13 protein-coding genes are annotated in these 12,026 nt (G+C 36.3%); 1 reads left to right on the forward strand and 12 read right to left on the reverse strand.

Translation table 11 applies throughout. The annotated features are described in order from the left end of the window. Positions 1-86 precede the first annotated feature (86 nt). From QA612_RS03760 to rpoN, 5 genes are all read right to left on the reverse strand, one after another. Entirely contained in the window at positions 87-1,271 is a 1,185-nt protein-coding gene (locus QA612_RS03760; RefSeq protein ID WP_278282425.1) for a phosphoglycerate kinase, read from the reverse strand. A 107-nt stretch (positions 1,272-1,378) separates the two neighbouring features. After that, entirely contained in the window at positions 1,379-2,386 is a 1,008-nt protein-coding gene (gene gap, locus QA612_RS03765; protein WP_278282426.1) for a type I glyceraldehyde-3-phosphate dehydrogenase, read from the reverse strand. A 116-nt stretch (positions 2,387-2,502) separates the two neighbouring features. Next, entirely contained in the window at positions 2,503-3,534 is a 1,032-nt protein-coding gene (locus tag QA612_RS03770) for a sugar-binding transcriptional regulator (RefSeq protein ID WP_278282630.1), read from the reverse strand. A 317-nt stretch (positions 3,535-3,851) separates the two neighbouring features. Continuing rightward, positions 3,852-4,103 (reverse strand): glutaredoxin family protein, encoded by a 252-nt coding sequence (locus QA612_RS03775; protein WP_278282427.1) that lies wholly within the window; start codon positions 4,101-4,103, stop codon positions 3,852-3,854. Between the two features lie 76 nt (positions 4,104-4,179). Further along, positions 4,180-5,532, reverse strand: coding sequence for an RNA polymerase factor sigma-54 (gene rpoN / locus QA612_RS03780; protein WP_278282428.1), 1,353 nt, complete (start codon positions 5,530-5,532; stop codon positions 4,180-4,182). Between the two features lie 322 nt (positions 5,533-5,854). Here rpoN and clpP point away from each other — a divergent pair, with 322 nt between their 5' ends. Then, on the forward strand, positions 5,855-6,442 hold the full coding sequence (clpP, locus tag QA612_RS03785; RefSeq protein WP_278282429.1) for an ATP-dependent Clp endopeptidase proteolytic subunit ClpP: 588 nt from the start codon (positions 5,855-5,857) through the stop codon (positions 6,440-6,442). 376 nt (positions 6,443-6,818) lie between these two features. On the opposite strand, the gene QA612_RS03790 is transcribed toward clpP, so the two are convergent. The 7 genes from QA612_RS03790 to QA612_RS03820 all read right to left on the reverse strand — a co-directional run bounded on the left by QA612_RS03790 (position 6,819) and on the right by QA612_RS03820 (position 11,635). After that, positions 6,819-7,034, reverse strand: a complete 216-nt coding sequence (locus QA612_RS03790) for a hypothetical protein (RefSeq protein WP_278282430.1) — start codon at positions 7,032-7,034, stop codon at positions 6,819-6,821. After that, on the reverse strand, positions 7,031-7,189 hold the full coding sequence (locus tag QA612_RS03795) for a hypothetical protein (RefSeq protein ID WP_278282431.1): 159 nt from the start codon (positions 7,187-7,189) through the stop codon (positions 7,031-7,033). The genes QA612_RS03790 and QA612_RS03795 overlap by 4 nt, the downstream gene beginning before the upstream one ends. Positions 7,190-7,897: 708 nt before the next feature. Continuing rightward, the gene (locus QA612_RS03800; RefSeq protein ID WP_278282432.1) at positions 7,898-8,155 is read right to left on the reverse strand and encodes an HPr family phosphocarrier protein; all 258 of its coding nucleotides are present in this window, start codon (positions 8,153-8,155) and stop codon (positions 7,898-7,900) included. A 100-nt stretch (positions 8,156-8,255) separates the two neighbouring features. Beyond that, positions 8,256-9,197, reverse strand: coding sequence for a DNA-binding protein WhiA (gene whiA, locus QA612_RS03805; RefSeq protein WP_278282433.1), 942 nt, complete (start codon positions 9,195-9,197; stop codon positions 8,256-8,258). Positions 9,198-9,262: 65 nt separating this feature from the next. Beyond that, positions 9,263-10,207, reverse strand: a complete 945-nt coding sequence (locus QA612_RS03810; protein ID WP_278282434.1) for a gluconeogenesis factor YvcK family protein — start codon at positions 10,205-10,207, stop codon at positions 9,263-9,265. Continuing rightward, the gene (rapZ, locus tag QA612_RS03815; RefSeq protein ID WP_278282435.1) at positions 10,204-11,109 is read right to left on the reverse strand and encodes an RNase adapter RapZ; all 906 of its coding nucleotides are present in this window, start codon (positions 11,107-11,109) and stop codon (positions 10,204-10,206) included. Before rapZ ends, QA612_RS03810 begins: the two co-directional genes overlap by 4 nt. 43 nt (positions 11,110-11,152) lie before the next feature. Beyond that, complete coding sequence (locus tag QA612_RS03820; protein WP_278282436.1) at positions 11,153-11,635, reverse strand: NUDIX hydrolase; 483 nt, start codon at positions 11,633-11,635, stop codon at positions 11,153-11,155. Between the last annotated feature and the right edge of the window lie 391 nt (positions 11,636-12,026).

A 12,026-nucleotide genomic window follows, 5' to 3' on the forward strand; every position in this document is an offset into this window, starting at 1 on the left:
CTCCCTTTTCATCGTTGTAAAGCAATTATGTTTTATTTTACCAGAAAGGAGATTTATTTTACTGTAAAGAGAATTAAAATATGAAATTATTTATCATTTAACGCAACAACACCAGGAAGTTCTTTACCTTCCATAAATTCAAGGGATGCTCCACCACCAGTTGAAATGTGATCCATGCTTTCGGCTAAATGGAACTTTTCAACAGCAGCAGCTGAATCTCCGCCACCAATTACTGTGTATGCTTGTTCTGCATCTGCAAGAGCTTTTGCTACTGAAATTGTTCCATTTGCAAATGGTTCTAATTCAAATACACCCATTGGTCCATTCCAAATAACAAGCTTAGAGCTTAAAATAACGTCACGATAAATATCGATCGTCTTAGGTCCAATATCAAGGGATTCCCAATCAGCAGGAATGCTATCAATATCAACCACTTGTGTAGTAGCATCTGCACCGAATTTATCTGCTACAACACCATCTACAGGCATATAAAATTTAACGCCTTTTTCTTCAGCTTTAGCCATAAATTCCTTTGCTAAATCAATTTTGTCTTCCTCTAATAAGGAATTCCCAACTTCGTGGCCTTTTGCTTTGATAAACGTGTAAGCTAAACCGCCACCGATAATTAAGTTATCTACTTTTTCAAGCAGGTTTTCAATTACACCAATTTTATCCTTAACCTTTGCTCCACCGATAATTGCTGTAAATGGGCGTTCAGGATTTAATAAAGCTTTACCAAGAACCTCTAGTTCCTTTTCCATTAAGAAACCAGCAACTGCAGGTAAATGATGTGCAATCCCTTCTGTAGAAGCATGAGCACGGTGTGCAGCACCAAAGGCATCATTTACATAAACGTCCGCTAACTCAGCTAATTGCTTCGCTAATTCAGGATCATTTTTTTCTTCTCCTTTTTCAAAACGAACGTTTTCAAGTAAAAGAACATCTCCTTCAGAAAGTCCTTCTACTGCTTTTTTAGGCTCTTCACCAAAAACTTCATTTGTTTTTGATACATCTTTTCCTAGTAAGTCGCTTAAACGTTTTGCAACAGCATCTAAACGTAGTTCTTCCACTACTTCCCCTTTTGGACGTCCTAGATGACTAGCTAAAATTACCTTTGCACCTTGGTCGGCTAAATGCTTAATTGTTGGTAGTGCAGCACGAATTCTTGTATCATCGGAAACTTCACCATTTTTCATTGGTACATTAAAGTCAACACGGCAAAATACTCGTTTCCCTTTTACATCAATATCCCGTAGTGATTTTTTATTCATGTAGTGATCCTCCTTCAGTGTTATTCATACACATACAAAGGAAAGAGGAGAACAGGACACAGCACTGTCTCCTCTTTCCTTTTCATTTCATACGTAGAGAGGTGTTCTTATAGACCCTTTTTAGCAATATAATTTACAAGGTCAACAACACGGTGAGAATAACCAGTTTCGTTATCATACCAAGAGATAACTTTAACCATGTTACCTTCCATTACCATTGTTGATAATGCGTCAACAGTAGATGAGTTAGAGTTTCCGTTATAGTCACCAGAAACAAGTGGCTCTTCGCTATAACCAAGAACTCCATTTAATTCGTTTTCAGAAGCTGATTTTAAAGCTGCATTAATTTCATCAGCAGTAACTTCCTTGTCTAATTCTGCAACAAGGTCAACAAGAGAAACGTTTGGAGTTGGTACACGCATAGCTCCACCGTTTAATTTTCCTTTTAACTCTGGAAGTACTAGAGCAACCGCTTTTGCAGCACCAGTAGTTGTAGGGATAATGTTTTCTGCAGCCGCACGAGCACGACGTAAATCTTTATGTGGTAAGTCTAGAATTTGTTGGTCATTTGTATAAGAGTGAACAGTCGTCATCATACCACGACGAATTCCGAATTTGTCATTTAATACTTTCGCAAATGGCGCTAAGCAGTTTGTAGTACAAGATGCATTTGAGATAACGTGATGATTTGCAGCATCGTACTTATCTTCGTTAACACCCATAACGATTGTAATATCTTCTTCAGATGCAGGAGCAGAAATAATTACTTTTTTCGCACCAGCTTCTAAGTGTTTCGCAGCGTCAGCACGCTTTGTGAAACGCCCAGTAGATTCTACAACAACCTCTACACCTAGGTCTCCCCATGGAAGTTGAGCTGGATCTCTTTCAGCAATAACTTTAATCTCTTGTCCACCAACAATTAGGTTGTCCCCAGATACTTCAACTGTAGCATCTAATTTACCATGTACAGAGTCATACTTTAGTAAGTGTGCTAAAGTATTTGCATCAGTTAAATCGTTAACTGCAACGATTTCCACCTCAGGGTTATTTAGTGCTGCACGGAACACAATACGTCCTATACGTCCAAATCCATTAATTCCAACTTTTGTAGCCATGTTAAAAATTCCTCCTTTTATTAAATAACAATAAATCTATATCAAAGGGAAAACGTTGTTGCCCCTCGAAATACATAATAGTTTTCTTTTATTGTAGTTAACTATTTAACGACAATTTAAACTTTTGAATTTTTTAAGATTGCTTTAGCAGCTCCCTCATCTGTTACAAGGACTTGAGAAGGACCATGCTTCATATATGCTTGTATGGCCATTGCTTTAGAAGTACCTCCAGAGACCGCGATTATGTGAGGTATTGTCACCAACTCTTCTAACTGCAATCCGATAGTCAGTACTTTATGTATAATGTCCCCTGACTTATTAAAATAATAACCAAAGGCTTCAGCAACTGCCTTTTCATTTTTTAACTTTTCTACAACTTCTATTGAAGAACTTCTTCTTTTGGCCATTGTATTAGCATCACCAATGCCATGTACCACCAAATTTGCAGAATGAATTAGATCTAGTATTTGTTTAATGGAAGGTTCATCTATTAACGATTCATACGCTTCTTTACTAAGCTGATCTGGTACGTATAGTAGTCTGTATTCCCCCATTGCTTTTCTTGCCATTGTTGCACATATGGTGTTTGCCTGATTTTCCACTTGCTCCCCTAAACCACCTCTTGCAGGAACAAATAGTGCTTCTTTTAAATCTACATCTGGAACCATCATCTCTGCAACAGCAGCAATGGTCGTCCCACCAGTTACTGCAATCGTATTTCCATTTGCAAGTAACTTTTTTTTCATCAACGAAATACAAGTACGTCCCATTTCTTTTTTTACCCAAGGATATTCATCACTATTCCCGGGAACAATAAAAACCTCTTTCAATCCAAGAAGGTCCTTTAATTCATTTTCCATGGCACGAATATCAAAAATTTCTTTCATCATATCTTCAAGCTGCGATAATAAATTATTCCCTTCTTCAGTTAATCTCATTCCTGAAGTTTCCACATAAATTAGACCTTGTTCTTTTAAAAAAGTAACTTCACTCCGAAGGGTTCGTTCTGACATTTCCAAATTGTTGGCTAGCGTTCGTCTCCCAATCGGTTGCATTAACCTTATAAACCGAAGTACTCTAAAGCGCATGCCAAGTACATCAATTAAATCAGGTAACAGCTTTTTTTGTATCTCTAACAGCATTCGCATCTTTATAAGGGCTCCTTTTTGTGGCACTTCCAGCAATTTAACGGGTTCGTTTGCGTCCCGCATAGACATATTATGTCCCACTTAAGGGAAAAAAAAGATCATTTCTATGTACAACAATTTGGAAAGCTTTTCTTAAACTTCCTCAATCATTGTATCAAGGAAATGATTGTCGAGCAAGGGCAAACATGTGAACTTTTTGTTGATAACTCATATTTTGGACAGTTGGTAGATTTACACGCAGGGAAATCTTGCATCATGGGAATGAAAAAATACTTTGTTATTGATCCTATTAGTATTATCTATATTCAGGGTAGACTTCATTTGGATAAGTACTTCATCTTATCCAGTAAAACTTCCCTCGATAGTATTCCTTCGTCTAGTACTGTTCCATTATCGTCTTCTACTACGGGAATACGAATTTGATACTTTTCTAGCCATTCATCTGATTTATATATATCCCGTTCCACAATGTGAAATGTCTCCTTACTGCCATTTAAGCTTTTTAACGTTGCCAATCCTTTATCGCAAAGTGGACAACCAGTTTTTGTATAAAAGTATAGTGTTCTCACAGTAATATTCTCCTTAACGTTTATAACGAAAAATTTTGATTTAATCTAATTTCCCTTCAAGAATGCAAAATATATTTTACAAAAAAAAGGATTTTCGCTTTTTAGAAGATGGAATGTTCATCTGTTCTCTATATTTCGCAACCGTTCGTCGAGAAACCGTTATTCCAAATTGTTCCTTCAATTTTTCAGATAGTTTTTGATCAGATAATGGTGCTTGTTTCTTTTCTTCTTCAACTAGTCTTTTTAAATAACTCTTCACTTTCTCTGAGGAATTGGATTCCTCTGAATTTTTACCAACGGAAGAGGTAAAGAAATATTTTAATTCAAATAACCCCTTAGGTGTTTGAACATATTTTTGAGTCGTTACTCTTGATACAGTCGATTCATGAACCTGCACCTCATCTGCAATCATTTTTAATGTTAGTGGAGATAGATGAGTAGGTCCATGCTTCAAAAAATCCACTTGATAGGACATAATGGCCCTCGTTACATTCACTATCGTTCTTTGACGTTGTTCAATGCTTTTTTTTATCCATTGAAACTGTTCGTATTTTCGTTTCACATATTCATTTACTTCAGCATCTTCATTTTTAAGAAGAGCCTCGTAACGACGGTTCATTGTCATTTTCGGCATATATTCTTCATTTAAAACCACATCAAACCCATCGTTATTTTTTAAAACAGTCACGTCTGGAACAACATATTTTGCAGGTTCGTGATTAAATAAGGTTCCTGGCTTCGGGTTTAAAGTTTGGATAAAATTTGCAATATAATAGATGTCTTCTATATCTGCTTTTTCTATAGCTGCAATTTGTTTAAACTTTCTTTCCCCTAATAAATCTAAGTGGTGTTCAACAATTCTTTCAGCTAAAACATCTCTTACACCTAGATGATTTAATTGAATTAATAAACATTCTTTTAAGGATGACGCACCAATCCCATAAGGTTCTAAGCTTTGCAAAACAGAAATGCCTTCTTCAATTAATGACGTTGGCCCGTTCAGTTCCACTGCCAATTCATTTGGTGAAAGCTGCAAATATCCATTTTCATCGACACAACAAGCCAGGTAAGTAACAATTTTCTTTATATGATCGTCAATATTTAAGAAGCGGATTTGGTTTAATAAAAATTCTTGTAATCCATCCCTTTCAACACTAAGATGATCAATGCCAGAATAAGTATCATCTTGTCCTTGAAACTTTCCACTGGTGTCAGGATGGGAGTTTGTTATTTTCATATTCTCTACCTTCGTCATAGAGTGAGATTCGCTGTCCTTCAATTCAATTAGTGGATTTTCTAACTGCTGCTCATGCAAATAGTGAGTTAGCTCTAAAACAGAGTATTGCAATATGGTTATTGCTTGGCGCAACTCATTAGTCATGACTAGCTTCATTGATTGCTGTTGAAATAAGCCAAAATCCATATTCATAAAGCCATCCCCCTTATGGGTTATTATACACGAATAACTCTAATAACAGATACTATGTAAACGTTTTCAAATTATTACATTAGAACTGTGATCTAAATTATAGGTAGTATTTAAGTTTGAAAAGGTAGATTTTCGGATATGATGTAGTAATGGTTTTAGATTTTGAAGCTGATTCGTAAAAAGCATGAGTGTCGAAAAAAGGAAAGATTTCTTTAATCAAAATATTTGACCTTCATTGACCTTTTAGATTATGATAAGCTTGAAATAGTAATCATGAAAGTCTTAACCACATATATTTAGTTTAGACAAAGGAGGAGTACTAATGAATTTAGTCCCAACAGTAATTGAACAAACAAATCGCGGTGAAAGAGCTTATGACATTTATTCTCGCTTGTTAAAGGATCGTATTATCATGCTTGGATCTGCCATTGATGACAATGTTGCAAATTCCATTGTAGCTCAACTACTATTTTTAGCTGCAGATGATCCAGAAAAAGATATATCTCTTTACATCAACAGCCCTGGAGGATCTATCACTGCCGGAATGGCTATATACGACACGATGCAATTCATTAATCCAAAGGTTCAAACGATTTGTATTGGTATGGCTGCTTCTATGGGTGCTTTTCTTTTAGCAGCAGGTGAGCCTGGGAAACGTTTTGCCTTGCCTAATAGTGAAGTAATGATTCATCAACCATTAGGTGGCGCACAGGGGCAAGCTACGGATATTGAAATCCACGCAAGACGTATTGTAGAAATGAAGAAAAAGCTGAATGAAATCCTTTCTCAACGTACTGGCCAACCATTAGAGGTAATTGAACGTGATACAGATCGTGATAACTTCATGACTGCTTTAGAAGCAAAGAAATATGGATTAATTGATGATGTAATGGAGAAAAAGCAATCTTAAACCATTACATACGGTAGTAGATTTAAATGGAAATAAATATGAAGCCATCATTAAGCTAATTGCTATTTGATGGCTTCTTTGTTTTATGGCTCTACCCTGAAAATACGAAAGAAGACTCGCTATTGTTCCCGCAAATGATGGGAAAACAAAAATGCAGTAAGAATAAATTGCATGGGCGGTCTACCCTGAAAATAGCTGTTATAAAAGCAAAATGAAGTATAGACAAAAATGATTATTTTCATACTTCATGGTGCAAATCTTCACTTGCATCGGCGGTCTACCCTGAAAATAAGTATTAGTTCAGTAGTGAAGGGTGACGACTCCAGCGGGATCAGCAACTGGTAAGGTACCGACACTTCATGAAGCGTTCTAGAAGCTAGGAAAGCAGGGAAATAAGCAAATGAAGCACTCTAGAAAAGGCTTGACTACCGGAAAGCAGGAAATCATGAAATGCGGTAGCTAAGAAGCTTTCTGCTAATCCTTTGCTCTCTTTGCAGGAACGGTGGCTACTTCCTCTGTGCCTGCATATCTCTTTTTCACTCTTTGCAGGAACGCTGGCTACTTCCTCTGTTACCGCAAACCTCTTTTTCACTCTTTGCAGGAACGCTGGCTACTTCCTCTGTTACCGCAAACCTCTTTTTCACCCTTTGCAGGAACGCTGGCTACTTCCTCTGTTACCGCAAACCTTTTTTCACTCTTTGCAGGAACGGTGGCTACTTCCTCTGTGCCTGCATATCTCTTTTTCACCCTTTGCAGGAACGGTGGCTACTTCCTCTGTGCCTGCATATCTCTTTTTCACTCTTTGCAGGAACGCTGGCTACTTCCTCTGTTACCGCAAACCTCTTTTTCACCCTTTGCAGGAACGCTGGCTACTTCCTCTGTTACCGCAAACCTCTTTTTCACCCTTTGCAGGAACGGTGGCTACTTCCTCTGTTACCGCAAACCTCTTTTTCACCCTTTGTAGGAACGGTGGCTACTTCCTCTGTTACCGCAAACCTCTTTTTCACCCTTTGCAGGAACGCTGGCTACTTCCTCCGTGCCTACAAACCTTTTTTTCACCCTTTGCAGGAACGCTGGCTACTTCCTCCGTGCCTGCAAACCTCTTTTTCACTCTTTGCAGGCACGCTGGCTACTTCCTCTTTGCCTGTAAGCAATATTCTTACAATTTGCGGTACAATAGGAAACTTGTGGACGACTGAAAAGCAATAAAACCACTATAATGTTATTGCTTTGAAAGAACATTTCCATCCCCCATGGTGCAAACCTCCACTAGCATGAGAAATCTCCCCTGAAAATAAGCGTTAGTTCAGGAGTGGAAGGCAGTAACTCCAGTGGAGCAAGTTTCACTTATTGTAAAAGGGCTACTAATTCTTTTTACAAACTTCACAACAAAAACATTAGAAGAACACAAAAAATAGACGAACGATTCCTTCATCCGTCTATCTCGTTCCTTTATTATTCTTCTTCATTAATGAAAGCGATTAAAGATTCCATTGCAGCTTCTTCATCATTTCCATCAACTGTAATCGTTATTTCTTTATTCGTGCTTATAGCAAGACTCATTATACCCATAATACTTTTAGCGTTTACTTTCTTACCTTCTCTTTCAATAAAAACGTCTGAATTAAATCGATTAGCTTCTTGCACAAACATTGCTGCTGGTCGAGCCTGTAAACCACTTTTCCTTTTTACTACTACTGTTTTTTCAATCATTTTTTATCCTCTCCATTCGTTAATTTCATTTTAAATTTGTTATCTTCCAATTTGAGTTTTAAACTTCAAGCGCTTCCATATTTATTAATAGTCGAGAAGGTTAAATTTTTTCTCCTGCTCTTAATTTATTTGCAAATTCATCTATTTTTCTTAAACGGTGATTTACACCTGATTTACTTACATTTCCTGTTGAAACCATTTCTCCTAGCTCTTTTAGTGTAACGTCTTGGTGTTCTAATCGTAGTTCAGCAATTTCCTTTAGCTTGTCTGGTAAAACCTCTAAGCCTACTTCTTGCTTAATAAAACGGATGTTTTCAACCTGACGAATAGCTGCTCCAACAGTTTTGTTTAAATTAGCTGTTTCACAATTTACTAAGCGATTAACTGAATTTCTCATATCCTTCATTATTCTAACATCTTCGAATCTTAGTAGTGCTTGGTGGGCACCAATTATATTAAGAAATTCACTAATTTTTTCTCCTTCTTTTAGATAGAGAATAAAACCTTTCTTTCGTTCTAATGTCTTTGCGTTTAAATGAAAAGTATTCATAAGCTTGCACAACGATTCATTATGTTCCTCATAAAACGAAAAGATTTCTAGATGATAGGAAGACGTTTCAGGATGGTTCACTGAACCACCTGCTAAAAAAGCACCTCTTAAATATGCTCGTTTACAGCATTCCTCTTCAATTAAAGAATCTGCAATTTCTCTAGTGAATATAAAAGTATTATCTACAATTTTTAGATCCTCTAACATTAATCTTGCTTTCTTTAAAATTCGTACTACATATACATTATTCTTTTTTAAACGCATTTTTTTACGGACAAGTAGTTCGACATGAACTTCATAAAGCGCTTTTATTAAAGTGTAGATTCGCCTTGCAATTGCTGCATTTTCAGTTTGAATATCTAAAGTTATTTCCATATTTCGTAATGAAATAGACCCATTCATTCGAATTAACGCTGCTAGTTCTGCTTTGGAGCAACATTCGTCCCCTTCTAACTGGGTTAATTCTTTCTTGGTCATGGAAGCAAAAGACATCCCCTCACCCCCAAATTTTTCTTTTCAACACATAAAATACAAGTAATTTCAACATATCTATTTTATTAAAGCATAGATAATAGTCGCTGTGAAAGCTTCAATGCATCATGCCTTAAGAAGTAATTATCAAAAAACAGTAATTCATCATCCACAATCTCTATTCCCATTTTTTGTAGTCTTGTTTCATCTACTTCTACAAACTCTGCACCCTCATCCCCATACCTTTTGGCATAAGAATAAGGTATTTTCTGTTTATTTACGATAATTGCATTTAATATTTGACTTCCAACATGATCATAAATGGCTTGCACATGATCTCCTGCAGTAAAGCCTTTTGTTTCGCCAGGTTGGGTCATGACATTACATATATATATCTTCCAGGCTTTTGATTTCTTTATAACATCTGAAATTTGTGGCACCAGTAAGTTTGGAATAATACTAGTGTATAAACTTCCAGGTCCCAATACAATTAAATCAGCTTTTTCTAATGCAAGCAACGTTTCTTGCAGTGGCTCAGGGTGAGAAGGCTCTAAATATACTCTTTTAATTCGTTTTCCTGCTAATGGAATATTAGATTCTCCTTCTACAAAGGTCCCATCTTCTAATTCAGCGTGAAGAATTATTTCCTCGTTAGCTGCTGGAAGTACTTTACCTTTCACATTCAAGACTCTACTTATTTCTTGTACACCTCTAGCAAAGTCCCCCGTTATAGACGTCATACCCGCTAATAATAAATTACCAAGGGAATGACCGGATAACCCACTACCATTTTTAAAACGATGCTGAAATAGCTGTTCCACTAATGGCTCCACTTCAGACAATGCAATCAGAACATTTCTTACATCTCCAGGAGGAGGTATTCTCAATTCTTTCCTTAATCTCCCAGAGCTACCACCATCATCTGCCACCGTTACAATAGCAGTTATATCCACTGGAAAGGTTTTCAATCCTCTTAACAGAACAGATAAGCCAGTGCCTCCACCTATAACAACAACATTCGCCTTTTTCAACCTTCTAGCTTTCCTTTCTCAGTATCTCGATGGGTAACATACGTATAGTATCCATCTTCTGCTAATTTCGACTTGAAAAATTCAGCTAATGTTACGGATCGATGTTTTCCTCCAGTACAACCAATAGCTACTACAAGCTGACTTTTTCCCTCTCTTTTATAATGAGGGAGCATATATTCTAATAAGTCATTTAGTTTTTCAATAAATTGCTGTGTTTCTGACCATTTTAACACATAATCAGACACTTGTTTATCTAGTCCGGTTTTAGGACGCAAATGATCAATATAATGGGGGTTTGGTAGAAATCTCACATCAAAAACTAAGTCTGCATCAATCGGGATGCCGTGCTTATATCCAAATGATAATATTTGCACATTAAACACCTGTTTATCAGAAGAAAAACGTTGAATAATCCGTTCTCTTAAATGTACAGGCTTTAAATCACTTGTATCGACGATCATTTGTGCCTGTCCCTTTAAGTCATCTAATAGATTCCGTTCAATCTGTATTCCTTCAAGTGGAGGACCACCTCCAGCAAGAGGATGAGAACGTCGTGTTTCTTTATATCGTCTAACTAAAACATTATCTTTGGAATCTAAAAACAAAATTTGAGGAACTACCTTTGATTCTCTTCCAATCGTATCTATAGCTCCAAATAATTGATCAAAGAACTCTCTTCCTCTTAAATCAATGACGAGAGCTACCTTTTGCATTTTTCCACCTGACCCTTCAACAAGGTCAATAAATTTTGGGATTAATGCTGGTGGTAGATTATCTACACAGAAATATCCCATATCCTCAAAGCTTTGTACTGCTACAGTTTTCCCTGCACCAGACATTCCTGTAATAATGACAAGCTCTAAATCTTGAGAAGTCTGATTCGAATCTACATTTTGATCCATGTTAACCCCACCTTTCTGTTCTAATGAAATATTATTTTCATTTTTAAATATTCGTTTTATCATTATTAAGGTTACTATCCAATCGGTAATCTAATAGCTTAAATTCTTTTGTATAAACAAATGTACCGTACATGATTTCTTTATTTTGTAATATATGATCAAAAATAAAGTAATCCCCAGGAGCCATAGGTAATTGTTGTAGGGATTGAATTGGTTGCCAAGCTAGTAGTCCTTCTGGGGAATTTTCTAATAGTTCTCCAGTAAACTGTGTTGAAAAAAATGTAAACATCATCCATTCATCGATGACTTCATTTTCTTCTTCCACTACAATAGTGAAAATTCCCTTTAGTTCTGGATCGATTAATTTTAATCCTGTCTCTTCATAAAACTCTCTTTTCACACTTTCTCGAATGGATTCACCAACTTCCATCTTCCCACCTGGTGCAACCCACCATCCACGACTTGGTTTTTTTAATGACAAAGCCTGGTTATCCTTAAGTAAAATACAATTGGTAACTCGCTGCAATATTCTCACCTCAAACTATGAGATCCATCTATCCCTATTTACTATTAAGTGATAATTTATTATACCATTGAAATGGAGCATAGAAGGAATAAGTGAACTGCGATCTCTTTCTTTATAATATGAATTCACAATTTTTTCATTAATTATTACAAATGACATCTCTTCATACTATTCAATGAAGATCTTGAAGTGCTATTGTCCTCCACTTCTCCTTGAAAGTTTTGTTATTTTGTCATTCCCTTTAGATTAAAAAATCGGTTGTTATAATATAACAGCTTATACACAAATTATACTACATCTTATTTCTTTCAACCATCTGCAAAAACTATGTAAAATGGTTTTTTTTGGATAAGTGGTAAACAAAACAAAAAAATAGCACGAGTGAATACTC

Source organism: Evansella sp. AB-P1, assembly GCF_029688925.1.
GTDB lineage: Bacteria > Bacillota > Bacilli > Bacillales > Salisediminibacteriaceae > Evansella.